Annotated in this window: 23 protein-coding genes and 1 tRNA gene; 5 read left to right on the forward strand and 19 right to left on the reverse strand. The window is 68.8% G+C overall.

From position 1 onward, the window contains the following. Positions 1-123: 123 nt before the first annotated feature. The 8 genes from ACXMYJ_RS21655 to ACXMYJ_RS21690 form a co-directional block, all read right to left on the reverse strand. Positions 124-1,500, reverse strand: a complete 1,377-nt coding sequence (locus ACXMYJ_RS21655; RefSeq protein ID WP_460358828.1) for an FAD-containing oxidoreductase — start codon at positions 1,498-1,500, stop codon at positions 124-126. An 8-nt stretch (positions 1,501-1,508) separates the two neighbouring features. Next, positions 1,509-1,991, reverse strand: a complete 483-nt coding sequence (locus ACXMYJ_RS21660; protein ID WP_260753401.1) for a DUF4126 family protein — start codon at positions 1,989-1,991, stop codon at positions 1,509-1,511. Positions 1,992-2,058: 67 nt separating this feature from the next. Beyond that, the gene (gene hisG, locus ACXMYJ_RS21665; protein ID WP_260753402.1) at positions 2,059-2,907 is read right to left on the reverse strand and encodes an ATP phosphoribosyltransferase; all 849 of its coding nucleotides are present in this window, start codon (positions 2,905-2,907) and stop codon (positions 2,059-2,061) included. A gap of 1 nt (position 2,908) precedes the next feature. Next, positions 2,909-3,190, reverse strand: coding sequence for a phosphoribosyl-ATP diphosphatase (locus ACXMYJ_RS21670; protein ID WP_260753403.1), 282 nt, complete (start codon positions 3,188-3,190; stop codon positions 2,909-2,911). A gap of 109 nt (positions 3,191-3,299) precedes the next feature. Then, the gene (locus tag ACXMYJ_RS21675) at positions 3,300-4,772 is read right to left on the reverse strand and encodes a sugar porter family MFS transporter (RefSeq protein WP_460358830.1); all 1,473 of its coding nucleotides are present in this window, start codon (positions 4,770-4,772) and stop codon (positions 3,300-3,302) included. A 110-nt stretch (positions 4,773-4,882) separates the two neighbouring features. Further along, on the reverse strand, positions 4,883-5,566 hold the full coding sequence (locus ACXMYJ_RS21680; protein WP_260753405.1) for an HAD family hydrolase: 684 nt from the start codon (positions 5,564-5,566) through the stop codon (positions 4,883-4,885). A gap of 149 nt (positions 5,567-5,715) precedes the next feature. Next, entirely contained in the window at positions 5,716-9,519 is a 3,804-nt protein-coding gene (gene metH, locus ACXMYJ_RS21685) for a methionine synthase (protein ID WP_460358831.1), read from the reverse strand. 120 nt (positions 9,520-9,639) lie between these two features. Continuing rightward, positions 9,640-9,837, reverse strand: a complete 198-nt coding sequence (locus ACXMYJ_RS21690) for a hypothetical protein (protein ID WP_460358832.1) — start codon at positions 9,835-9,837, stop codon at positions 9,640-9,642. Positions 9,838-9,918: 81 nt separating this feature from the next. On the opposite strand from ACXMYJ_RS21690, the gene ACXMYJ_RS21695 reads away from it, so the two are divergent. Further along, complete coding sequence (locus ACXMYJ_RS21695) at positions 9,919-10,809, forward strand: PAC2 family protein (RefSeq protein WP_443187098.1); 891 nt, start codon at positions 9,919-9,921, stop codon at positions 10,807-10,809. Positions 10,810-10,836: 27 nt separating this feature from the next. On the opposite strand, the gene ACXMYJ_RS21700 is transcribed toward ACXMYJ_RS21695, so the two are convergent. The 9 genes from ACXMYJ_RS21700 to ACXMYJ_RS21740 are packed head-to-tail and all read right to left on the reverse strand — an operon-like array spanning position 10,837 to position 18,578. Beyond that, on the reverse strand, positions 10,837-12,282 hold the full coding sequence (locus tag ACXMYJ_RS21700) for a DUF1254 domain-containing protein (protein ID WP_460358833.1): 1,446 nt from the start codon (positions 12,280-12,282) through the stop codon (positions 10,837-10,839). Next, on the reverse strand, positions 12,282-13,160 hold the full coding sequence (locus ACXMYJ_RS21705; RefSeq protein WP_443187096.1) for an SDR family oxidoreductase: 879 nt from the start codon (positions 13,158-13,160) through the stop codon (positions 12,282-12,284). The genes ACXMYJ_RS21700 and ACXMYJ_RS21705 overlap by 1 nt, the downstream gene beginning before the upstream one ends. A 28-nt stretch (positions 13,161-13,188) precedes the next feature. Beyond that, on the reverse strand, positions 13,189-14,427 hold the full coding sequence (mshC, locus tag ACXMYJ_RS21710) for a cysteine--1-D-myo-inosityl 2-amino-2-deoxy-alpha-D-glucopyranoside ligase (protein ID WP_443187095.1): 1,239 nt from the start codon (positions 14,425-14,427) through the stop codon (positions 13,189-13,191). Between the two features lie 47 nt (positions 14,428-14,474). Next, positions 14,475-15,254 carry a 3'(2'),5'-bisphosphate nucleotidase CysQ gene (locus tag ACXMYJ_RS21715; RefSeq protein ID WP_460358834.1) on the reverse strand — a complete coding sequence of 260 codons (780 nt, stop codon included), beginning with the start codon at positions 15,252-15,254 and terminating at the stop codon, positions 14,475-14,477. Positions 15,255-15,271: 17 nt separating this feature from the next. Next, positions 15,272-16,078, reverse strand: coding sequence for an SCO1664 family protein (locus tag ACXMYJ_RS21720; protein ID WP_260753414.1), 807 nt, complete (start codon positions 16,076-16,078; stop codon positions 15,272-15,274). Further along, a complete protein-coding gene (locus ACXMYJ_RS21725; RefSeq protein WP_260753420.1) occupies positions 16,065-16,649 on the reverse strand; it encodes a DUF3090 domain-containing protein in 585 nt (194 codons plus the stop codon). Before ACXMYJ_RS21725 ends, ACXMYJ_RS21720 begins: the two co-directional genes overlap by 14 nt. 19 nt (positions 16,650-16,668) lie before the next feature. Next, the gene (locus tag ACXMYJ_RS21730) at positions 16,669-17,373 is read right to left on the reverse strand and encodes a histidine phosphatase family protein (protein WP_460358836.1); all 705 of its coding nucleotides are present in this window, start codon (positions 17,371-17,373) and stop codon (positions 16,669-16,671) included. After that, entirely contained in the window at positions 17,370-18,200 is an 831-nt protein-coding gene (locus ACXMYJ_RS21735) for an undecaprenyl-diphosphate phosphatase (RefSeq protein ID WP_260758150.1), read from the reverse strand. The genes ACXMYJ_RS21730 and ACXMYJ_RS21735 overlap by 4 nt, the downstream gene beginning before the upstream one ends. Positions 18,201-18,254: 54 nt before the next feature. Next, the gene (locus ACXMYJ_RS21740) at positions 18,255-18,578 is read right to left on the reverse strand and encodes a hypothetical protein (protein WP_260753424.1); all 324 of its coding nucleotides are present in this window, start codon (positions 18,576-18,578) and stop codon (positions 18,255-18,257) included. Between the two features lie 123 nt (positions 18,579-18,701). Here ACXMYJ_RS21740 and ACXMYJ_RS21745 point away from each other — a divergent pair, with 123 nt between their 5' ends. Genes ACXMYJ_RS21745 through ACXMYJ_RS21755 form a run of 3 tightly spaced genes read left to right on the forward strand, consistent with a single transcriptional unit; the run spans position 18,702 to position 21,058 of the window. Then, positions 18,702-19,736: a YncE family protein gene (locus ACXMYJ_RS21745; RefSeq protein ID WP_443187092.1), complete on the forward strand. Its 1,035-nt coding sequence runs from the start codon at positions 18,702-18,704 to the stop codon at positions 19,734-19,736. Positions 19,737-19,753: 17 nt separating this feature from the next. Further along, positions 19,754-19,993 carry a DUF5703 family protein gene (locus ACXMYJ_RS21750; protein ID WP_260758152.1) on the forward strand — a complete coding sequence of 80 codons (240 nt, stop codon included), beginning with the start codon at positions 19,754-19,756 and terminating at the stop codon, positions 19,991-19,993. After that, positions 19,994-21,058 carry a quinone-dependent dihydroorotate dehydrogenase gene (locus tag ACXMYJ_RS21755; protein WP_443187091.1) on the forward strand — a complete coding sequence of 355 codons (1,065 nt, stop codon included), beginning with the start codon at positions 19,994-19,996 and terminating at the stop codon, positions 21,056-21,058. 121 nt (positions 21,059-21,179) lie between these two features. On the opposite strand, the gene ACXMYJ_RS21760 is transcribed toward ACXMYJ_RS21755, so the two are convergent. Continuing rightward, on the reverse strand, positions 21,180-21,716 hold the full coding sequence (locus ACXMYJ_RS21760; RefSeq protein WP_460358838.1) for a YbhB/YbcL family Raf kinase inhibitor-like protein: 537 nt from the start codon (positions 21,714-21,716) through the stop codon (positions 21,180-21,182). 27 nt (positions 21,717-21,743) lie between these two features. After that, complete coding sequence (locus ACXMYJ_RS21765; protein WP_443187089.1) at positions 21,744-23,090, reverse strand: M20/M25/M40 family metallo-hydrolase; 1,347 nt, start codon at positions 23,088-23,090, stop codon at positions 21,744-21,746. Positions 23,091-23,171: 81 nt separating this feature from the next. On the opposite strand from ACXMYJ_RS21765, the gene ACXMYJ_RS21770 reads away from it, so the two are divergent. Continuing rightward, positions 23,172-23,257, forward strand: a tRNA-Leu gene (locus tag ACXMYJ_RS21770). The last annotated feature ends 20 nt before the right edge of the window (positions 23,258-23,277 follow it).

The following is a 23,277-nucleotide window of genomic DNA, read 5'->3' on the forward strand; positions in this document are numbered from 1 at the left end:
GGATCGTCGCCGCGCCCACCCCTCCAACTCGGCCCGCTCGTCAGTGGTCAAGACAATCTTCGCGGCATGAGGTGTCGGCACAACCCAGTCTAACAACTAGATCGCAATTAATGACTCAGGACACTAGCTCAGTGGCTTCAGCTCCTGCAGGAGGGTCGGGATCAGCTCGCTGACCGTCGGGTGGATGTGCATGGTGCGTGAGATCGCGGTGTACGGCAGTTTCGCGCTCATCACGTCGAGGATCGAATGCACCACCTCGTCACCGCCGACGCCGAGGATCGACGCGCCCAGGATCTCCTCGGTGTCGGCGTCGACCACCACTCTCATGAACCCCTGCGTCTCGCCTTTCTCCACGGCCCGCCCGACCCGGGTCATGGGTCGCTCGCCGACCAACGCGCTTCGGCCCGATCTGCGAACCTCGTCGACGGTCATCCCGGCCCGGCCCAGCGGCGGGTCGATGTAGAGCGCGTACGTGGTGACGCGGTCGCTGACGCGGCGCGGATCACCGTCGAGCAGGTTGGCCGCGACGATCTCGAAGTCGTTGTAGGAGGTGTGGGTGAAGGCGCCACGGCCGTTGCAGTCGCCCAGCGCCCAGATGTTGTCGGCGGTGGTGCGCAGCTGGTCGTCGACCACGATGTAGCCGCGGTGGTCGGTCTGCACGCCCGCCGCCTCCAGGCCGAGGTCGTGGGTATTGGGCCGACGGCCCACCGCCAACAACAGATGGCTGCCCGGGATCGGTGCCGCTCCTGCTCTGGGCGTGACGGTGAACCCGTCCGCCTGCTTGGCGAAGCTGATCGCGTCGGCCCCGACGACGACGTCGATGCCCTCGGCCTCGAGGATCTCCCTGATCGCCGCGGACACGTCTTCGTCCTCACGCGCGCTCAGGCGCGGACCCCGCTCGACGACGGTGACCGCCGCGCCGAACCGACGGTACATCTGGGCGAACTCCAGCGCGATGTAGCTGCCGCCGATGATCACCAGGTGCTCGGGAACGACGTCGAGGTCGAGGATCCCGACGTTGGTGAGGTAGTCGATGTCGGCCAGGCCCGGCATGTCCGGGACGACGGCGCGGCAACCGACGTTGAGGAAAATCCGGTCCGCCTCCAGAAGTTCGTCGCCGACCCGCAGCGTGCGCGGCCCCTCGAAGCGGGCGTGCCCACGTATCAGCGTGCAACCCGTCATGCCTTCGAGCCAGGATTCGACGCTCTCACGGTCCCCGACGCTGATGCGGTCCTTGCGGGCCTTGACCGCGGCCATGTCTACGGTCACGGATGCGGTGCGGATCCCGAAGTCGTTGCCGCGCCGGGCCAGATGCGCCACGTGGGCGCTCGCCACGAGGGTCTTGGTCGGGATGCAGCCGTAGTTCACACAGGTGCCGCCGACGAGCTTGCGTTCGATCACCGCGACGGTTTGCCCGGCAGCGGTGAGCCGGCCGGCCAGCGGCGGGCCGGCCTGCCCGGCGCCGACGATGATCGCGTCGAAATGGCGCTGCTGGCTCACCATTGCCCCTAGACCAGGCTCACCAGGAACGCGACCAGGAGCCCACCGCCGACCGCGAGGACGTCCTCGGTGAACGCGCCGGGCCGGTCGTTGCCGCCCTTGGCCCCGGCCAGCCTGCTGCGCAGCGCCGCGCCGGCGAGAGTGCCGAGGACGGCGCCGACGATCCCCGCGCCGGTGGCGCTGAACGTGTGGAAGAACGCGCTGCCGATGACCGCACCGGAGAACCCGCCGGTGAGCAGGCGGGCGATGAACTGCACGGGCACCTTGCGGCTCGGGGTGCTCGGCAGTTGGTCGGTGACGAGCTCACCGAGCGCGAAGATGGTCAGCACGGTGACGGTCACGGGGTGCGCCATCCATTCCGACCACTTGTCCGCGACGTCGATCCAGCCGAACATCGCGCCCCACGCGACGACCGCGGGGGCCGTCAGCGCACGGGATCCGGCGACGACGCCGATCAACAGGGCCAGCACGAGAACGAGAACCTGCGTCATCGGACCTCCGCACGCCGGGTGGACACCCGGACGCTAACACGGCAGACGGCGCGATGAGCGGTGACGATCAGAAGCGGCAGAAGCGGATGTCCGAAGCCAGAATGGCTTTGGCACCGATCGCGGCCAATTCGTCCATGATCGCGTTGACGTCACGGCGGGGCACCAGGGCGCGCACCGCGACCCAGTCCGGGTCGGCCAGCGGCGCGATGGTCGGCGATTCGAGTCCGGGGGTGACCTCCGTGGCCCGCTCCAGCACCGAACGCGGGCAATCGTAGTCCAGCATCAGATACTGCTGGCCGAACACCACGCCCTGCACGCGGCCCGCCAATTGGTCACGTGCGGAAGCGTTCTCCTCGGCGCCGTCGCGCTCGATCAGCACCGCTTCGGAATCACACAGCGGCTCCCCGAACGCCGCCAGGTTGTGCAGGCCCAGCGTGCGGCCGGACCCGACCACGTCGGCGATCGCGTCGGCGACACCGAGCTGCACCGAGATCTCCACAGCCCCGTCAAGCCGGATCACGGTCGCTTCGATCCCCTTGCCCGCCAGATCTTTTCGCACCAGGTTCGGGAACGCCGTGGCGATCCGCTTGCCCTGCAGATCCTCCACCCGCCAGCGCCGGTCGGCGGGCGCGGCGTAGCGGAAGGTCGACGCGCCGAAGCCCAGCGCCAGCCGCTCGCGCACCGGGGCATCGGATTCGCGCGCCAGGTCGCGGCCGGTGATGCCGAAGTCGAGCTGGCCCGAGCCGACATAGATCGCGATGTCTTTGGGGCGCAGGAAGAAGAACTCCACCTGGTTCACCGGGTCGACGACGGTCAAGTCCTTGGTGTCGGTGCGGCGGCGGTATCCGGCCTCGGCGAGGATCTCGGCCGCGGGCTCGCTGAGGGTGCCCTTGTTGGGGACGGCGACGCGCAGCATGTCACAACTTCCCGTACACGTCGTCGAGAGTGAGCCCGCGGGAGAGCATCAGCACCTGCGTCCAATAGAGCAACTGGCTGATCTCCTCGGCAAGCGCATCGTCGCTCTCGTGTTCGGCGGCCAGCCACACCTCGCCGGCCTCTTCGAGAATCTTTTTGCCGATGCCGTGCACGCCGCCGTCGAGTGCGGCGACGGTTCCGCTGCCTGCCGGACGGGTGCGTGCTCGTTCGCTCAGTTCGGCGAACAGCGCATCGAAGGTCTTCACGTTTGGCGATTGTGTCACGTCGGGGCCGCGTAGCCGCGATCGGCCGGGCTCAGCCGGCCCGGCTCGATCGCCGGCTCAGCCGGCCCGGCTCGATCGCCGGCTCAGCCGGCCCGGCTCGATCGCCGGCTCAGCCGGCCGCGGTCTTGTTCTCGCGCAGGATCTCGCCGTGCATGTCCTCCAGTGAGACGCCCTTGGTCTCCATCACCCACCGCCACACGAACACACCGGACAGCACCGCGCACAGACCGTAGAAGCCGTACGCCAGACCGAGGTGGTCGCGCAGGGCGGGGAAGGTGACGGTGATCAGCCAGTTCGCCGCCCACTGGCCCGCGGCGGCCAGGCCGAGCGCCGCGGCGCGGATCCGGTTGGGGAACATCTCCCCGAGCAGCACCCAGACCACCGGGCCCCACGACATGCCGAACGCGACGACGAACAGATTCGCCGCGATCAGCGCGATGACCCCGGAGGCGCCGGGCAGGCTCGGGGTGCCGTCCGGGTTGACCGTCGCGTTGCCGAAGATCACCGCCATCGTGATCAGCGTGACGGCCATGCCCGACGAGCCGATGAGCAGCAGCGGCTTGCGCCCGATCTTGTCGATCAAGGCGATCGCGATCAACGTGGTGAGCACGTTGATCACCGAGGTGATCACGGTGTAGATCGCCGACTCGTCGGCGCTGAAGCCCACCGCCTGCCACAGCACGTTGCTGTAGTAGAAGATCACATTGATGCCGACGAACTGCTGGAAGATCGACAGGCCGAGGCCGACCCACACGACGCCGTACAAGCCTCCCGTCGGCTTGCGCAGGTCGCGCCAGGACGGCTTGTCCTCACGTTCCAGCGTCTCGCGGATCCGGACGATGGTGATGTCCAGGTTCTTCTGCCCCAGCAACCTTGTCAGAACCCGGCGCGCTTCCGGAATTCTGTGGGAGGCAACGAGATACCGCGGCGATTCCGGGATCGTGAAGGCCAGCGCTCCGTACACCACGGCCGGGACCGCCATGGCCAGGAACATCCAGCGCCAGGCGTCCAACCCGAACCACAGCGGCTCGTTCGGGCCGCCGGCCAGCCATTGCAGGATCCAGTTGACCGCGAACGACGCGAAGATGCCTGTCACTATGGCCAGCTGTTGCAGCGATCCGAGCCGACCGCGAATCCCGGGTGGGGAGGTCTCGGCGATGTAGGCCGGCGCGATCACCGATGCCACCCCGACGCCGATACCGCCGACGATGCGGAACAGCACCACGGTCCACACCTCGTGGGCGAAGCCGGTGCCGAAGGCGCTGACCAGGAACAGCACGGCGGCGATCTTCATCACCGCGATGCGGCCGATGCGGTCGGCGATACGTCCGGCGGTCATCGCGCCGGCGGCGGCACCCAGCAACGCCGAGGCGACCGCGAAGCCCAGTTCGGCGTTGCCGATGCCGAAGTCCTCCTGGATGGAGTCCACCGCACCGTTGATGACCGCGCTGTCGTAGCCGAACAGCAGACCGCCGAGCGCGGCCACCGACGCGATCCGGATCGCGGTCTTGCCGGACGAGAAGTCCTGGCCTTTCTCATAGATCTCCGGGCTCTCCCCGACTGGACCACCGTGACCGGCCATGCGACGACCTTTCCCGCAACGACGCGTGATGAGAATCACATTTAATCACTCGAGACTTCCAGCGGTGGGTGTTCCCGGAAGTACGCGGGACTACGCCTGCGGGGTCGCGCTCAGGCGGTTCGGTCAGGCAGTTCTGCGTCGATCTCGTGATAGATCCGGCGCAGTCCGGCCACGTCGAGGGCGGCCAGTGAGTCGACGTGCCGGCGGCGCAACCCGCCGGGGACCGGCACCTCGTTGGGCACGATGAGCACCGCGCACCCCGCGCGTTCGGCGGCGGCGGCACCGGTCACCGAGTCCTCCACGGCCAGGCACTCCGACGGCGGCAAACCCAGCAGATCGGCGGCGCGCAGATACGGGTCGGGCGCCGGCTTGCCGCTCGGCACTTCGTCGCCGCACACCGTGACCGAGAAGTAGTGCCTGCCGATGCTGTCGAGCGCGCGCTCGGCGAGCTGGCGCGCGGTATTGGTCACCAGCGCCGTCGGCATGCGTTCGGCGGCCAGCGCTTCCAGCATCTCCCGGGCGCCGGGACACCACGGCAGGCCGTCGTCGAACAGGTCGGCGGTGTGGTCGTGCAACCAGCGGATCGACTCGGTCATCGCCACCGGGTCGGGATCCAGGCCCAGTTCGGCGTAGGCGGTCTGCATCGTCTCCTCCGCCGACGCGCCCACCAGCGCGGTCCTGGTCTCACGGCTCAGCACCCCGCCGTAGCTCTCATAGAGCGCCGAAAGTGAGACATCCCACAGCTTTTCGGAATCCACGAGGGTTCCGTCCATGTCCCACAACACCGCTCGCACGCCGACCATTCTGGCATGTGCAGGGGAGGTGACGCCAACCGCCGGATACGCGGACCCGCCGGGGAGCTCCAGCACTGCGCACGCGGCCGGCCTCCGGAAAAGACGCGTAGCGTTCCTGAAACGCTTTGCGCTCCTGCACTTTTGGCGGCTCAGTCCTCCGGATTGTAGCCGAGATTAGGCGCGAGCCAGCGTTCGGCTTCCTGCAGGGTCCAGCCCTTGCGCCTCGCGTAGTCGGCGACCTGATCCTGGGCCAGCCGGCCAACCACGAAGTACTGCGACTGGGGATGCGAGAAGTACCAGCCGCTGACCGCGGCACCGGGCCACATCGCCATCGACTCGGTCAGCTCGATGCCGGTGCGCTCCTTGACGTCCATCAACCTGAAGAGCGTCACCTTCTCGGTGTGCTCCGGGCACGACGGGTAGCCCGGCGCGGGGCGGATCCCCACGTACTTCTCCGCGATGAGCGCGTCGTTGTCCAGCCGCTCGTCGGGCTGATAGCCCCAGAACTCCGTGCGGACCCTCTGGTGCATCCGTTCGGCGAACGCCTCGGCCAGCCGGTCGGCGAGCGATTCCAGCAGGATCGCGCTGTAATCGTCGTTGGCCGCCTTGAATTCGGCGATCTTCTCACCGCTGCCGAGCCCCGCGGTGACGGCGAACGCGCCGATGTAGTCGGCCAGACCGGTGTCTTTCGGCGCGATGAAGTCGCTCTGTGACCGGTTGGGGATACCTTCGCGGTGCTCACCCTGCTGACGCAGATTGTGCAACGTGGTCAGCACCTCGGCGCGGGTGTCGTCGGTGTACACCTCGATATCGTCACCGACGGCGTTGGCCGGGAAGAACCCGATCACCGCGTTGGCTGTCAGCCACTTCTCCTTGATCAGGGTGTCGAGCATCTCCTGGGCGTCGTCGTACAACTTGCGGGCGGCCTCCCCCGACGCCGGATTGTTCAGGATGTCGGGGAAGCGGCCCTTCATCTCCCAGGCGTTGAAGAACGGCTGCCAGTCGATGTACTCGCGCAGTTCGGCGAGGTCGTAGTCGCCGAACTCGCGCACCCCGATTCCCTGGGCGGGCACCGGCGGTGTGTAGCCGTCCCACTCGATCGGCGTCCGGTTCGCGCGCGCCTTCTCCAACGTCACCATCGGCCGCTCGTTCTTCTGGGCGTGCCGTTCGCGCAGGGACGCGTAATCCTTCTCGGTGGCCTCCAGTAGGGCCGGTCGCTGCTTGTCGTCCAGAAGCGCGGCCGCGACGGGCACCGACCGGGAGGCGTCCTTGACCCAGACCACCGGACCGCTGCGGCGCGGCGCCACCTTCACGGCAGTGTGGGCGCGCGAGGTGGTCGCGCCACCGATCAGCAGCGGGATCTCCAGCCCCGCGCGTTCCATCTCGACGGCGAAGTTGACCATCTCGTCCAGCGACGGCGTGATCAGCCCGGACAGCCCGATGATGTCGGCGTCATGTTCCCTGGCCGCGTCCAGAATCTTGCTCGCGGGCACCATCACACCGAGGTCGATCACTTCGAAGTTGTTGCACTGCAGGACTACCCCGACGATGTTCTTGCCGATGTCGTGGACGTCACCCTTGACGGTCGCCATCACGATCGTGCCGTTGGTGTCCTTCGCGGCTCGACCATTGCGTGTCGCTTCGCTCGCCCCGCCGTTGGCTTCCTTCTCGGCCTCGATGAACGGCAGCAGGTACGCGACGGCCTTCTTCATCACGCGCGCGGACTTCACCACCTGGGGCAGGAACATCTTGCCGGAGCCGAACAGGTCACCGACGACGTTCATGCCATCCATCAGCGGGCCCTCGATCACCTCGATCGGCCGTCCCCCGGCGGCGGCGATCTCGGCCCGCAGCTCCTCGGTGTCGTCGTCGACGTGCGCGTCGATGCCCTTGACCAGGGCGTGCGTGATCCGCTCCCGGACCGGCAAGGATCGCCACTCGGCAGCCTGCGGGTCCTCCCCCTTGTCGGACTTGTTGAACCGCTCGGCGATGTCCAGCAGGCGCTCGGCCGCGTCCTCGCGACGGTTGAGCACGACGTCTTCGATGCGCTCGCGAAGTTCCGGGTCGATCGAGTCATACGGCACCAGCGCACCGGCGTTGACGATGCCCATGTCCAGGCCCGCCTTGATGGCGTGGAACAGGAACACCGCGTGGATCGCCTCGCGGACCGGGTTGTTACCCCGGAACGAGAACGACACGTTCGAGATACCGCCGGAGATGTGCACCCCGGGCAGATTCGCCTTGATCCATGCGCACGCCTCGATGAAGTCGATCCCGTACGTGGCGTGCTCCTCGATACCGGTGGCCAGCGCGAAGCAGTTCGGGTCGAAGATGATGTCCTCGGGCGGGAAACCGACCTCCTCGGTCAGGATCCGGTAGGCACGCCCGCAGATCTGGACGCGCCGCTCCAGGTTGTCGGCCTGGCCCTGCTCGTCGAAGGCCATCACCACCACGGCGGCGCCGTACTTGCGGCACAGCCGGGCCTCGCGGATGAACTTCTCCTCGCCCTCCTTCATGGAGATCGAGTTCACGATCGGCTTGCCCTGCACGTTCTTCAGTCCGGCCTCGATGACCTCCCACTTGGAGGAGTCGATCATCACCGGGACGCGGCTGATGTCCGGCTCGGCCGCGATCAACTTGGTGAACCGGTCCATCGCGGCGACGCCGTCGATCATGCCCTCATCCATGTTGATGTCGATGACCTGCGCACCGGCCTCCACCTGCTGCAGGGCCACCGAGAGCGCGGTGTCGTAGTCCTGCGCCTTGATCAGGTTGCGGAATCGGGCCGAACCGGTGATGTTGGTCCGCTCACCGATGTTGACGAACAGGGAGTCGTCGGTGATGTTGAGCGGTTCCAGACCGGACAGCCGGGTGGCCACCGGGATCTGCGGCAGTTCGCGGGGCGCCTTGCCGTCGACCACCTTGGCGATCGCGGCGATGTGCGCCGGCGTCGTCCCGCAGCAGCCGCCGACCAGGTTGACGAAGCCGGCCTCGGCGAAGTCGGCGACGTAGCCGGCCTGGCGCTCGGGGGTCTCGTCGTACTCGGCGAACGCGTTGGGCAGGCCGGCGTTCGGGTAGCAGGAGACGAAGGTGTCCGCGATCCGCGACATCTCGGCGATGTACGGCCTCATCTCCGGCGCGCCCAGCGCGCAGTTGAGCCCGACCGCGAGCGGATGCGCGTGCCTGATCGAGTTCCAGAACGCTTCGGTGACCTGACCGGACAGCGTCCGCCCGGAGGCGTCGGTGATGGTGCCCGAGATGATCACCGGCCAGCGGCGTCCGCGCTCCTCGAACAGCGTCTCGATGGCGAACACCGCGGCCTTGGCGTTGAGCGTGTCGAAGATCGTCTCGACGATGATCAGGTCTGCGCCGCCGTCGACCAGGCCATTCGCTGCCTCCAGGTAGGCGGCGACCAGCTGGTCGTAGGACACGTTGCGGGCACCGGGGTCGTTGACGTCCGGCGAGATCGACGCGGTCCGTGTCGTCGGTCCCAGCGCCCCGGCGACGTAGCGCGGCTTGTCCGGGGTGCTGAACTCGTCACAGGCCGCCCGGGCCAGCGCGGCGCCGGCGAAATTCAGTTCGTAGCTCAGTTCCTCCATGCCGTAGTCGCCGAGCGAGACCGCGTTCGCATTGAAGGTGTTGGTCTCCAGGATGTCGGCACCGGCTTCGAGGTACTCGCGGTGGATCGCCTCGATGATCTGCGGCTGCGTCAGATTGAGCAGGTCGTTGTTGCCCTGCAGGTCGCTCGGCCAGTCCTTGAAGCGCTCGCCGCGATAGCCGGCCTCGTCCGGTCGGTCCCGCTGGATGGCCGTGCCCATCGCCCCGTCGATGACCATGATCCGCCGGCGCAGCGCGGCCGTGAGTTCGTCGGTGCAGTCAGGCCGGATGTTCGGCGTGGGCGCAGTCGGCACGGAGGCGTTCGACCCGGAGATGCTCTGCTCAGAGGCGTTCACGTGCGTTCCTTCCGTAGCGGAAGGCGTCCTTGACTCTGCCGAGCGTGGCGGATACCGAAGGGGACCTGGTCCCCCCAGATAACCGTTGCAACGCCTCTCGACCTCAGAAAGTCTACGACGTCACCCGATCGACGTCTGGACGCCCATCTCGTCGTTGTGGTCGACCCCGACCCGCGTGGCGGTCGCGATGCGCTTGACCGGCAGCGCGTAACCAAGGTTAACCGGGTGGCGCCGACGGAATTTCGCTTCGACTCCGAACCCCGTCGACGACACGGCGCGCAGGTCCGTGCGGTACCCGCGGTTGTTTGCGCCAGTCACACCGCCAGGGTAGTCGGGCACACAACTCCCAGCGCGGGTCGATGCCCGTCATCGAGGGCACGCAAGGCTTACGCTGGCCTGGTGACACCCTCGGATTTCGGCGGTCCGAAGCGATCCGACCTGCCCGACCTGCGCGACACGATCGTCGTCGCGGCGTTCGAGGGCTGGAATGACGCCGGCGACGCGGCCAGCGATGCGCTGGAGCACCTGGACGCGATCTGGGAAGCCGAGACCATCGTCGAGATCGACGACGAGTCGTACTACGACTACCAGGTCAACCGGCCGGTGATTCGCCAGATAGACGGCGTCACCCGCGAGCTGGTGTGGCCGTCGATGCGGATCTCACACTGCCGCCCTCCCGGCAGCGACCGCGACATCGTGCTGATGCACGGCGTCGAACCGAACATGCGCTGGCGCACCTTCTGCGCGGAGTTGCTGACGATCGCCGAGAAGCTCAACGTGCATACCGTTGTCATCCTGGGCGCCCTGCTGGCCGACACGCCCCACACCCGCCCGGTTCCGGTGTCCGGCGCGGCGTATTCGGCGGACTCGGCCAAGACGTTCGGTCTGGAGGAGACCCGCTACGAAGGGCCGACGGGGATCGCCGGGGTGTTTCAGGACGCGTGTGTGCAGGCCGGTATCCCCGCGGTGACGTTCTGGGCCGCGGTTCCGCACTACGTCTCGCAGCCGCCGAATCCGAAGGCCACGGTGGCGCTGCTGCGCCGGGTCGAGGATGTCCTCGACATCGAGGTGCCGCTGGACGACCTGCCCGCTCAGGCCGAGGAATGGGAGCAGGCGGTCACCGAGATGACCTCGGAGGACGACGAGATCGCCGAGTACGTGCAGTCGCTGGAGGAACGCGGCGACGCCGAGGTCGACATGAACGAGGCGCTGGGCAAGATCGACGGCGACGCGCTGGCCGCGGAGTTCGAGCGCTACCTGCGCCGCCGCGGTCCCGGCTTCCGCGGCTGACGCGCCCGGCAGGAAGAGGAGCCTGCGTTAGATGCGCTCGGGCTGAGGCGACTTCCAGGTGCCGTTGAGCGCGTCGGGCTTGGGCCAGTACAGGCGCAGCACCAGCGCGAACGGCCCTTTCGGGGCGGGCAGCCAGTTGGCTTCCTTCTCGATGCCCGGTGATTCGTTCTGGATGTAGAACGTGTATCCGCCGTCGCTGTCGGGCACCAGGCTGGGCAGCATCTCCGAATTGATCAGGTAGCGGTTCATCGGGTTGGGCACGAGCCGGCTGGCCGGCAGTTCGTACATGGTCAGCGACCAGAACGAGTTCACCGGGGGCAGTTGGCCGGACGGGAACCGGAACACGTAGTCGTTCGCGCCCGACAGGGGCTGACCGGTGGAGTCGTTGAACGCGCCCGGATAGATGGCCTCGGCGGCGGTGTTGCCGTAGATGCCGAGGACGGCGCCGGCCATCCGGTACAGATAGTTGCCCTTGAGGTCCTCCCGCGTACCGAAGAACTGCGCCGAACCGACCTCGCCGGTGTCGACCTTGGTCTTCTTGAACGTGTCGAACTCGGTCCAGGCCTCGGCCATGCCGCCCTCGATCGCGGTGCGCATCTCGGGGCTCAAGGTGTCGGCGTCGAAATCGCCGTCCGGGCCCACCCCGATCCGCGCGAAGCGGTCCCGCAGCCCCTCCTCGCCGGGCAGCACCGGCGCGTACCGCAGTGCGAAGTTCAAGATCTCGAAGAACTGCGGCGACGTGCGCTGCTGTTCCGGCGGGAGCGGCGGGACGAAGTCGATCGCCGGTGCCGGCTCCGGCGAGGGCTGGTTGAGGTACACCGACAGCGGGGCGACCTGGTAGCCCGCCTGGATCTTGCGGACCTCCTCGATGTCCGACGGTCCAAACAGCTGGGTGCGGTAGAGCACGAAGGCCAACTCGGTGTCCGAGCGGATGACCTCGTCGATGCCCTCGGGTTTCTCGCCCTGCCACCCGGGTCCGGCCAGCAGATACCGTCCGCCGCCGTTTCCGGTGGTGCGGCTGCCCGTGTAGGCGAAGTTGTAGGTGTAGCCGTCGACGAACTGAAGGGAGTAGTAGCGGTCCTGCTGGATCGGCGGCACGGTCAGTACCAGCGGCTCGGTCCGCAGGTCCGCCCCGACGAACGAGTACGGGGTGTCAGAGTTCGGCGTCTGGATCGCCGTGTCGTCGGGCGTATAGACCCGCGCGGTGCTGTGCACCTCATTCCAGCCGCCCTTGTACTCCGGGTCCTGTCGGTCGACGAAGTACGAATACTGCACCCGATAGTTGTCGACCATCGGGAAGCCGTAGACATAGGCCTGTTTGGCGATCGCCCGCGCCTCGGCGGGGCTGACCTGCGCGGCGGGCTCCGGCGCCGGCGACGTCGAGGTGTCCTCGGGTGTGGACGTGTCGGTGCCGCATGCCGCGAGCAGCAGCAAGGCCGCCGCGGCGGCGGTCGGGCGGCGCAGTGACAGCATCAACGGTCCTCCAGTTCCTGGGTGCGGGCGCCCAACGACCGGCCCAGCGCGGCGACCTCGGCGTCCATCCGGGGCAGCAGGTCGGGGATGAACTTGAGCACCTGCTGTTCGCCGAGGCGCGTGGAGAGCAGGGGTTTGAGCCAGCGCAGCAGCCCGACCCAGCCCGGACAGTTGATCTGGCGCCTGCGCTGTTCGATGCCGGCCACGAAGGCCTCCCCGCACGCCTCGACGGAGGTGGTTCTGTTCAGCGGGAACGGCAGCCGGCTGAGCATCTCGGTGAACGTCGACAGGTCGGCCTTGGTGTCGTTGACGAGCGGGGTGTCGATCCAGGACATGTGCGCCGACCCGACGGCGACGCCGCGGAACCCGACCTCCAGGCGCAGCGCGTTGGCGAACTGCTCGACGGCGGCCTTGGACGCGTTGTAGGGCGCCAGGCCCGGTGCGGCCGCGTACGCGGCCAGCGACGACACGATCAGCACGTAGCCGCGCCGCTCCAGCACCGACGGCAGAGTGGCGCGCACCGTGTGGAACACGCCGGTGACGTTGACCTCCATCAGCGTGCGGAAGGCTTTGGGGTCGACCTGTAGCACCGAGCCGTAGGAGGCGATGCCGGCGTTGGCCATCACGATGTCGATACCGCCGAACTGCTCCACGGCACTCGCGGCGGCGCTCTCCATGGCCGAGAGGTCACGGACGTCGGCGACCACGGTGTGCACCCGGTCGGTGCCCAGAGCCTCGCGCAGTGCGGTCAGCGGCGCCTCGTCCAGATCGGTGAGCACGAGGCGGGCACCTCTGGCGTGCAGGCGCCGCGCGACCTCGGCGCCGACGCCGCGCGCCCCTCCGGTGATGAACGCAGTTTTTCCGGCCACCGATGTCATGGCCGAAACCTACTCCCTGACCGCGGGTTTACAGCTGAACGCCGAGGAGCGCGTCGACCGCGGTGGCCACCGTCTGGCCCGCGGTCTCGTCGTGGCCGCCGTAAGACAACGCATCGGTGGCCCAACCATCCAGCGCCGCAAGAGCTTTCGGGGTGTCGAGGTCGTCGGCCAGGTAGCGGCGCACGCGAGCCACCACGTCGGCGGCGTCGGGCGCGCCGTCCAGGGCCGTCGCACTGCGCCACCGGTGCAGCCGCGCCAGGGCCTCGTCGAGCACGTCGGCGCTCCAGAAGCGGTCCTCGCGGTAGTGGCCGGCGAACAGCCCGAGCCGGACGGCGGCCGGGTCGACTCCGTCGCGGCGCAGCTGGGACACCAGCACCAGATTGCCGCGGCTCTTCGACATCTTGTGGCCCTCCCAGCCGATCATGCCGGAGTGGACGTAGTGCCGGGCGAAACGCCGCTCCCCCGAGACGCATTCAGCGTGCGCGGCGGAGAACTCGTGGTGCGGGAAGATCAGGTCGCTGCCTCCGCCCTGGATGTCCAGGCCGGTCCCGATGCGGCTGAGCGCGATCGCCGCGCACTCGACGTGCCAGCCCGGCCGCCCGGGACCGAACGGCGAGGGCCAACTGGGTTCGCCGGGACGCTCGGCACGCCACAGCAGCGCATCCAGCGGATCGCTTTTGCCGGGCCGGTCCGGGTCGCCGCCGCGTTCGCCGAACAGGGCCAGCATGGTGGCGCGGTCGTAGCCGGATTCATAACCGAACTGCACGGTGGCGTCGGCGCGGAAGTACACGTCCGGGTACTGCGCGTCGTCGACCACGTATGCCGCGCCGGAGGCCAGCATCTTCTCCACCAGTTCGATGACCTCGGCGATGGCCTCGGTGGCGGCGACGTAGTCGCGCGGTGGCAGCACCCGCAGGGCCGCCATGTCCTGTCGGAACAGCTCGGTCTCGCGGTCCCCGAGTTCGCGCCAGCCGATGCCGTCGCGCTGCGCCCGTTCGAACAGCGGGTCGTCGACGTCGGTGATGTTCTGCACGTAGTGCACGTCGTGGCCGCCGTCGAGCCACAGCCGGTGCACCAGGTCGAACGTCAGGTAGGTGGCGGCGTGCCCGAGATGGGTGGCGTCATACGGGGTGATCCCGCACACGTACATCGTCGCGGTGGCGCCGGACGCCACCGGCCGCACCTGACGATCCGCGCTGTCGTAGAGCCGCAACTGCGGCCCTCGCCCAGGCAGCGCCGGCACGTTCGGCGCGGACCACGATTGCATAGCCTCGACTCTAGACATCGTCGAAACCGACAATTCCGACGGCTGTTTCATTCCCGGTTGGCCGACCAGATCCCCTCCAGCAGGACCCGGGCCAACTCGGGTCGGCACATCAACAGATCCGGGAGGTAGGGATCGCGTCGGTTGTAGATCAGCGGTGAACCGTCGATGCGGGAGGCGTGCATCCCGGCGGCCCACAGCACACCGGCGGGCGCGGCCGAATCCCACTCCCACTGACCACCGGCGTGCAGGTAGGCGTCGACGTCGCCGCGCACCACCGCCATCGCCTTGGCACCGGCCGAGCCGATCCGGACCAACTCGATGTCGAGGTGTTCGCGCAGCCGCCACAGCACCGCGGGCGGGCGGTTGGAGCTGGCGGTGACACGGATGGGGCCCTCGCGGCGCGGCGGCGGCGGGCTGACCGTGTCGGTGCGGTAGACCTCGCCGCGGGCGGGCAACGCGACGGCGGCGTCGGTGATGGTGGGCGTGCCGTGCGCCGACGAGCGTTGCCACAACGCGATGTGCACCGCCCAGTCGGTGCGGCCGGGCATCGAGTACTCATAGGTGCCGTCGACGGGATCGACGATCCACACCCGGTCGGCGTCGACGCGCGACACGTCGTCGACAGCCTCCTCGGACAGCACCGCATCGTGCGGACGGGCCTCGTGCAGCCGGTCCAGGATGAGCGTGTTGGCGCGCATGTCCCCGGCGTCGCCGAGGTCGTACGGGTCGTAGAACGCTCCGGACCCGAACTGCTCGCGCGTCGCCAGCAGCAGCTCACCGGCCTCTTCGGCCACCGCGGCGGCCAGTGCTGCGTCGGTGAGAGTCACCCGGCAAGTAGATCACGTCAGAATGCCGGCCATGGGATCGGCCGTCGCCGGTCGGGTGTCGGCATCACCGGATTGCGCAGCAGGCCAACGACTCTGGACCGCAAGGCGGCAACCTCACGGGGGGTGATCAGCCCGCACAGCTCGGCCCCGAGGTCGCCGTCGAGTTTCCCGCCCAGAACCGCGATGTCGGCGAGCATGTCGTCGTCGACCGGTTTGCCCGCCCACCCCCACAACACGGTGCGCAATTTGTCCTCGACGTGCAGCGTGACGCCGTGGTCGACGCCGTAGACGCATCCGTCGACACCGTGCAGCACATGGCCGCCCTTGCGGTCGGCGTTGTTGACCAGCACGTCGAACACCGCGATGCGGCGCAGTCGCACGTCGTCGGCGTGCACCAGGGTGACCTCGTCGCCGGCGTAGTCGTAAGCCTGCAGCACGGGCAGGAACCCCGGCGGGATCTCCCCCGCGGGCAGCAGGTCGATCAGGTCGGGACCGGCATCGGCCTCGGCGTCCGGGTCTTCGTCACCGGGCTGGTCGACCCAGCGCTGCAGCATGCCGGACCCGGCCGGACCGTCCCGAATGATGGTGTAGGGCACCACGTTCCAGCCCAGTGCCGCCGACACCAGGTACGAGGCGACCTCGCGTCCGGCCAGGGTCCCGTCGGGAAAGTCCCACAGCGGGGCCTCACCGCGGACCGGCTTGTAGACGCAGTGCGTGACGATCTCGCCGAGGGTGGCCTCGCACAGGAACGTGGCGTTGCTCGCCGATCGGATCCGGCCGAGCACGGTCAGCTCGCCGCGCTGCAGGACCTCAGAGCTCGTCATCGTCGGGACCGGAGAGTGCACCGCGCCGGTAACCGTTGGTTCGGACGCAGATGTGGCCCTCGGGGTCCAGCGGTTCCTCGCACAGCGGGCATGGCGGGCGCCCGGCCGAGATCACCCGGTTGGACCGGGCGGCGAACTGGCGGGCCGACTCGGGGGTCAGGAACACCCGCACCGCGTCGGGTCCCTCCTCGGCGTCGTCGAGGACGACGGAGGCGTCGAATTCCGTCTCCGAGACGGCGAGCAGCTCGACGACGACGGTCTGGGCCTCCGAATCCCAGCCCAGCCCCATGGTGCCCACCCGGAACTCCGCGTCCACGGGGGTGATCAGCGGGCTGAGGTCGTCGACCTCGCCGGTCTCGGGCGGGATCGGGGTGCCGAAGCGGCGGTTGATCTCCAACAACAGCGCGGCGATGCGCTCGGCGAGCACGGCCACCTGCTGCTTTTCCAGCACCACCGACACGACCCGCTTGTCGTGGACGGCCTGTAGGTAGAACGTCCGGTTTCCCGGTTCGCCGACCGTCCCAGCCACGAAGCGGTCGGGTGTGCGGAAGACGTGGATTTCGCGGGCCATGGCAGTTTCCAAAATACCGTCAGCCGGTGGATCCGCCGACCACGGCGTCTCCGCTGGGAACCTCGCCGGCGTCGGGCTTGTCGGCAGCAGGTGGGGCCGACAGCGTGGCGTTCAGCGCCACACCGGTGTGATTGACGTGGATGACGAACGGGCGCAGCGGGGTGTAGCGCACGACGCTGACCGACGCCGGGTCGGCGTTGATGCGCTGGAAGCTGTCCAGGTGGCTGCCCAGCGCGTCGGCCAGGACGGACTTGATCACATCGCCGTGGGTACAGGCGATCCACAGCGCGTCACCGCCGTGTTCGTCGGCGAGCCTGCGGTCGTGTTCCCGCACCGCGGCGACCGCGCGTGCCTGCACCCCGGCCAGCCCCTCGCCGTCGGGGAACACCGCGGCGCTGGGCTGCTGCTGCACCACCGCCCATAGCGGCTCCTTGACCAGGTCGCCGATCTTGCGGCCGGTCCAGGATCCGTAGTCGACCTCGGTGATGCGTTCGTCGACGACAGGCTCCAGGCCGAGCGCGGCGGCCAGGGGTTCGACGGTGCGTTCGCACCGCAGCAGCGGCGAGCGCACGATGGCCCGGATCGGCAGCTCACCGAGCCGCTCGACCAAGGCCGAGGCCTGTTCGCGGCCGCGGTCGTCGAGGTCGACGCCCGCGGAGCGCCCCGCAAGCGTGTGTGCGGTGTTCGAGGTCGAGCGGCCGTGCCGCAGTAGCAGGACAGTCATGTCGCGGCCACCACCCCCGTGGAGAGCAGGATCAGCACCACGCTGCCGAGCAGCACGCGGTAGCCGACGAACCAGTACATGCTGTGCCGCACCAGGAACCGCAGGAACCACGCCACCGCGGCGTATCCGACCACGAACGCGATCACGGTCGACACGAGAAGCTGAGCTCCGCTGGCGCTCATGCCCTCTCCAGCAGGGTTGAACGCGTCGGGCAGCGAGAACAGCCCCGAGGCGAACACCGCCGGGATGGCGAGCAGGAACCCGAAACGGGCGGCGAGCTCGCGTTCCATGCCGAGGAACAGGCCCGCGCTGATCGTGGCGCCCGACCGCGACACCCCGGGTACCAGGGCCAGGCACTGCGCGAGACCGACGATCACGCTGTCCTTCCATGTGAGTTGCTCGACGCGCCGGGTCTGCCTGCCGGCGTACTCGGCGGCAGCGATCACGAACGAGAACACGATCAGTGCCGTGGCCACCAGCCACAGGTTGCGCGCGCCGGTACGGATCTCGTCCTTGAACAGCAGCCCGACCACGCTGATCGGGATCGTGCCGATGATCACCCACCAGCCCAGCCAGTAGTCGGCGTTGCGCTCGCCGGCGCGGAACAGTCCCGCGAACCAGGCCTTGACGATCCGCACGATGTCGCGCGCGAAGTAGACGAGCACCGCGGCTTCGGTGCCGAGCTGGCTCACCGCTGTGAAAGACGCCCCCGCGTCACCGTCGAAGAACACCTTCGACGCGATCGCGAGGTGTCCCGACGAGGACACCGGCAGGAATTCGGTGAGTCCCTGCAGCACTGAGAGGACGACGACCTGCAGCCACGACATCTCCGCCAGCCCCGTCACGACGACGACCGTACCGTGGCGCGGGCCGGGCCGCGCTCAGCGGCCGTTGCGGTTGACCGGCTGCGCGTCGGCGACCGCGTCGCGCACGGCGGCGATCACGCTGCGCTCGTCGGTCATGTCGATATCGGTGAGCTTGCGGGTCGCGACGGCCACCACGTCTTCGGCTTGCGGGACCGGATTGCGCAGGCGGGGTCGGTACACCTCGACGACCAATGTCACCTGACGGTCCGAGTGGGACGCGCAGAAAGCGAAGCTGCGCCCGTCGCCGAGTTCGCCGAAACCGCTGGCGTGCACGCCGGTGGTGATGACTTCGACCGTGAAGCCCCGGCCAGTGACGTCGCTGTCAGCTGTGAGGGTCATGGTATGGACCATACCGCCGTTGGATGCACCGAGGAGCCCCGACGCCACCGGACCACCGTTACGACGTTGCATACACTGACTCTCCGAATCGATCCCCGCCGAACCCGAACCGAGAGCTACCCGTTGTCGCGCCACATAAACTCACCAGGTCACCTGGTTCGTCTGGGGATCGCTGCGTTGGCGTTGACGCTGGTGACCGGCTGTTCGTCGAATCCGGTGGACGCGCCTCCCCCGACGATCGAGCCCGCGCGCGCCGCGGACTCGCCGCCGGTCACCACGGCACCGCAAGGACAGGTGTCACCCCTGGCCGCCGACGCGCTGACCGCCGCCTTCGACGCAGCGACCGGGTCGCTGCTGGTGCTCTCTGCCGGCTCGGACGGTGCGACGCTGACCGTGGTCGGGCGCTCCGGCGCGCAGACCCCGGTCACGCTGGCCGGCCCGGCGACGGCGGTGACCACCGACGGCGAGGGCCGGGCGTTCCTGTCGACCCGGGGCGGCTACTACCGGTTCGACATCGCAGCCGGCGCGGCCACCAAGGTGGACGTCGAAGGTCACGACGGGGTGGACTTCACCGCGATCGCCCGGCGCTCCGACGGCCGGTTGGTGCTGGGCAGCGCCGACGGGACGGTGTACACGCTGGCCTCCGAACGTTCGGTCGGCGCGCAGCTGAAGATCTTCGCCCGGGTTGATGCCCTTGTCACCCAGGGCGATACCGCGGTGGTGCTCGACCGCGGCCAGACCTCGGTGACGAGCCTGAACGTCGAGGGCACCAAGTCCGAACACGCGCTGCGCGCCGGTGAGGGCGCCACCACGATGGCCGCCGACGGCGCCGGACGCGTGCTGGTCACCGACACCCGCGGCGGCGAGCTTCTGGTGTACGGCCTGAACCCGCTGATCCTGCGGCAGCGCTACCCGGTGCCCGGTTCCCCGTACGGGGTGGCCGGCTCAGCGGGCCGCAACGGTCTGGCCTGGGTGGCGCAGACCGCGACGAACACCGTCGTTGGATACGATCTGGCAACCGGCATCCCCGTCGAGAAGGTGCGATATCGAACCGTGCGGCAACCGAACTCCGTGGCATTCGACGACACGTCGAACACCCTCTACGTGGTGTCCGGCGCGGGAGCCGGTGTGCAGGTGATCCCGGAGGCCGCGCCGTGAGCGCCGCACGCGGCCGGATGCCGGCGGCGTGGAGCAAGGCGGTGGCCGAGGATCCGGGCGATTACGAGTGGATCCCGCTGAAGTTGCCACCGGAGGTCACGCGGGTCACGGCTTCCACGCGGCTGGCGATCGAGGCGGAGTACCGCGGCTGGGAGCTGACCCGGGTCCGGCTCTACACCGACGGGTCGAGGCGCGTGCTGCTGCGCCGCAAGAAGCGCCCCGATGCCGCCCCCGGGCCCGACCAGCCGGGGCTGTAGATGTACACCGCACTGCGCAAGGCGCTGTTTCTGGCGCCGGCCGAACGCATCCACACGATCGTGTTTCGCGGTCTGCGGGCCGCCACCCGGCCCGCACCGCTGCGCCGGCAGCTGACCCGCCGGCTGGCCCCGCACGATCCCGTTCTGGCCAGCACCGTGTTCGGGGTGCACTTCCCCGGACCCGTGGGCCTGGCGGCCGGATTCGACAAGGACGGACTCGGGCTGCACACCTGGGGCGCACTGGGTTTCGGCTTCGCCGAGATCGGCACCGTGACGGCGCAGGCGCAGCCCGGGAATCCGTCTCCGCGGCTGTTCCGGCTGCCCGCCGACCGGGCGCTGCTCAACCGCATGGGATTCAACAATCACGGGGCCGGTGAGCTGGCGACCCGGTTGGCACGCCATGCGCCCGACGTGCCGGTCGGCGTCAACATCGGCAAGACGAAGGTGACCCCGCCCGAGCGCGCCGCCGAGGACTACGCCGAGAGCGCGCGACTGCTCGGCCCGCTGGCGTCCTACCTCGTGGTCAACGTCAGCTCGCCCAACACCCCCGGTCTGCGCGATCTGCAGTCCGTGGAGTCGCTGCGGCCCATCCTGTCCGCGGTGCTCGCCGAGACGTCGACCCCGGTGCTGGTCAAGATCGCACCTGATCTGGCCGATCAGGACATCGACGAAATCGCAGATCTCGCAGTCGATCTCGGGCTGGCCGGTATCGTCGCGACCAACACCACCGTGTCGCGTGACGGCCTCGCCACACCCGGAGCGGCCGAACTCGGCGCCGGCGGGGTCTCCGGCCCTCCGGTGGCGCGCCGCGCGCTGGCGGTGCTGCGCCGCCTGTACGCGCGCGTCGGCGACCGTCTGGCACTGGTCAGCGTGGGCGGCATCGAGACGGCCGACGACGCCTGGGAGCGCATCACCTCCGGCGCCTCACTGCTGCAGGGCTACACCGGGTTCGTCTACGGCGGTGGGCTGTGGGCCAAGACCCTCAACGACGGCATCGCCGCCCGCCTCCGCGAGAACGGATTCTCCTGCCTCACAGAGGCGGTCGGCTCGACGATGGGCAAGTGAACCGGCACGAGGGCACGTCAGGTCCCACAGGCCCCACCTATCCACGCTTTGCAGGCGTTCTCTCGCACTTTCCCTGCAAAAGGTGGATAGGTGAAACGACTGTGGTCCGGAGCGCTCTGCGTCAGTTCTGTTCGTAGGTGCCGGTGACCAGCGCGCGGGCGATCGCATGCCCGAACAGGTTGAACCCGAGGTAGGCCGGGGTGGCGTCGGCGGGCACATCGAGCTTCTCGACCCCGACCGCGTGGACGGCGACGATGTAGCGGTGCGGGCCGTGCCCGGCCGGCGGGGCGGCGCCGATGAAGCGCTTCAGCCCGGCGTCGTTGGCCAGAGTGACCGCGTCACCGGGGAATCCGCTCGCGCTGCCGTCGCCGACACCTGCGGGCAGGTCGGTGACCGTCGCGGGCAGGTTGAACACCGCCCAGTGCCAGAACCCGGAGACCGTCGGGGCGTCCGGGTCGAAGACCGTGACGGCGAAACTGCGGGTCTCCTCGGGGAACCCGGACCAGCTCAGCTGCGGCGAGATGTCGGACCCGCCGGCACCCATGATGCCGCTGACCTGATCCTTGCCCCAGGGCTGACCGTCGTCGAACGACTGCGAGGTGACGGTGAAGGTGGGCAATGGGGGAAGGAACGAGTACGGGTCGTAGTCGAACGCCATGGCGGAGGATCCCTTTCAGTCGGATTACTACGAGTGCAGCAGGAAGTGCTCGAGCACCTGCGCGCCGAACTTCAGCGCATCCACGGGTACCCGTTCGTCGACGCCGTGGAACAGGGCGGCGAAGTCCAATTCGGGCGGCAACCGCAGCGGGGCGAAGCCGAAGCAGCGAATCCCCAAGCGGGCGAAGTGTTTTGCGTCGGTGCCCCCGGACAGCATGTAGGGCACGGTCCGCGCATCCGGGTCGGTGGCCAGGATCGCGTCGTTCATCGCACCCAGCAGTTCACCGTCGAACGGCGTCTCATACGACGGCAGGTTGGTGATCCACTCGCGTTTGACGTCGGGGCCGATCAGCTCGTCGACCTCCCGCTCGAACTCGGCAAGCCGGCCCGGCAGCACCCGGCAGTCGATGACGGCTTCGGCGGTGCCCGGGATGACGTTGGCCTTGTAACCGGCCTTGAGCATCGTCGGGTTGGCGGTGTCGCGCAGCGTGGCGCCGACGATGCGGGCGATCCCGCCGAGTTTGGCGACCGTGCCCTCGATGTCGGGTGACGCGGGATCGAAGGTGTAGCCGGTCTCCTCACCGACCGCGGTGAGGAACTGCTCGACCGATTCGGTCAGCACGATCGGGAACCGGTGCCTGCCCAGCTTGGCGACCGCCTCGGCGACGGCGGTGACGGCGTTGTCGTCGTGCACCATCGAGCCGTGCCCGGCGCGGCCGCGCGCGGTCAGGCGCATCCACAGCATCGCCTTCTCGGCAGTCTCGATCAGGTACAGCCGCCGCTCGCCGCCGTCGCGGCGCGGCACGGTCAGCGAGAACCCGCCGACCTCGCCGACCGCCTCGGTGACGCCGTCGAACAGGTCCGGCCGGTGGTCCACGAGCCATTTGCAGCCGTAGTTGCCGCCGGCCTCCTCATCGGAGACGAACGCGAACACCAGGTCACGCGGAGGCACGATGCCGTGGCGTTTGAAGTGCCGGGCGACCGCGATGATCATCCCGACCATGTCCTTCATGTCGACCGCGCCGCGGCCCCAGACGTAGCCGTCCTCGACGGCGCCGGAGAACGGGTGCACGCTCCAGTCCGACGCCTCGGCGGGCACCACGTCCAGGTGGCCGTGCAGCATCAGCGCGCCTCGGGAGCGGTCGGCGCCTTCGAGCCGGGCGAAGACGTTGGCCCGGCCCGGCGCGCCCGCCTCGACGTACTCGCAGGTGTATCCGACCTCAGCGAGCTGATCGGCCACCCAGCGGGCGCATTCGGCCTCGCCCCTGGTGGTGGCCGGCTCCCCGGTGTTGGAGGTGTCGAACCGGATCAGCGTGCTGACAAGGTCGACGACCTCGTCGGCCGGCGTGACGCCACCATCGGAAAGTCCGCTCACATGTCCCTTTCTAACACTGCCGTGCTCGGCTGGTTTGGGCCCGGGGCGGCTCATCCGTTAGCCTTAAGCGCCGCACAGCAGGTCCGAGTGGCGGAATGGCAGACGCGCTAGCTTGAGGTGCTAGTGCCCTATTAACGGGCGTGGGGGTTCAAGTCCCCCCTCGGACACTCTTCTCCAGCTCCCCCAC

This window comes from Mycobacterium sp. ZZG, assembly GCF_054786995.1.

What these genes read in the sequence shown, in the direction of transcription:
- ACXMYJ_RS21700 (WP_460358833.1), bottom strand. Translation starts at nt 12,282, where the DNA reads ATGCTGTCACTGCGCCGCCCGACCGCCGCCGCGGCGGCCTTGCTGCTG.
- hisG (WP_260753402.1), bottom strand. Translation starts at nt 2,907, where the DNA reads ATGCTGCGCGTCGCCGTCCCCAACAAGGGCACCCTCAGCGAGCCCGCG.
- ACXMYJ_RS21755 (WP_443187091.1), top strand. Translation starts at nt 19,994, where the DNA reads ATGTACACCGCACTGCGCAAGGCGCTGTTTCTGGCGCCGGCCGAACGC.
- ACXMYJ_RS21725 (WP_260753420.1), bottom strand. Translation starts at nt 16,649, where the DNA reads ATGGCCCGCGAAATCCACGTCTTCCGCACACCCGACCGCTTCGTGGCT.
- ACXMYJ_RS21730 (WP_460358836.1), bottom strand. Translation starts at nt 17,373, where the DNA reads ATGACTGTCCTGCTACTGCGGCACGGCCGCTCGACCTCGAACACCGCA.
- ACXMYJ_RS21760 (WP_460358838.1), bottom strand. Translation starts at nt 21,716, where the DNA reads ATGGCGTTCGACTACGACCCGTACTCGTTCCTTCCCCCATTGCCCACC.
- ACXMYJ_RS21750 (WP_260758152.1), top strand. Translation starts at nt 19,754, where the DNA reads ATGCCGGCGGCGTGGAGCAAGGCGGTGGCCGAGGATCCGGGCGATTAC.
- ACXMYJ_RS21675 (WP_460358830.1), bottom strand. Translation starts at nt 4,772, where the DNA reads ATGGCCGGTCACGGTGGTCCAGTCGGGGAGAGCCCGGAGATCTATGAG.
- ACXMYJ_RS21740 (WP_260753424.1), bottom strand. Translation starts at nt 18,578, where the DNA reads ATGACCCTCACAGCTGACAGCGACGTCACTGGCCGGGGCTTCACGGTC.
- ACXMYJ_RS21705 (WP_443187096.1), bottom strand. Translation starts at nt 13,160, where the DNA reads ATGACATCGGTGGCCGGAAAAACTGCGTTCATCACCGGAGGGGCGCGC.
- ACXMYJ_RS21660 (WP_260753401.1), bottom strand. Translation starts at nt 1,991, where the DNA reads ATGACGCAGGTTCTCGTTCTCGTGCTGGCCCTGTTGATCGGCGTCGTC.
- mshC (WP_443187095.1), bottom strand. Translation starts at nt 14,427, where the DNA reads ATGCAATCGTGGTCCGCGCCGAACGTGCCGGCGCTGCCTGGGCGAGGG.
- ACXMYJ_RS21735 (WP_260758150.1), bottom strand. Translation starts at nt 18,200, where the DNA reads ATGTCGTGGCTGCAGGTCGTCGTCCTCTCAGTGCTGCAGGGACTCACC.
- ACXMYJ_RS21720 (WP_260753414.1), bottom strand. Translation starts at nt 16,078, where the DNA reads ATGACGAGCTCTGAGGTCCTGCAGCGCGGCGAGCTGACCGTGCTCGGC.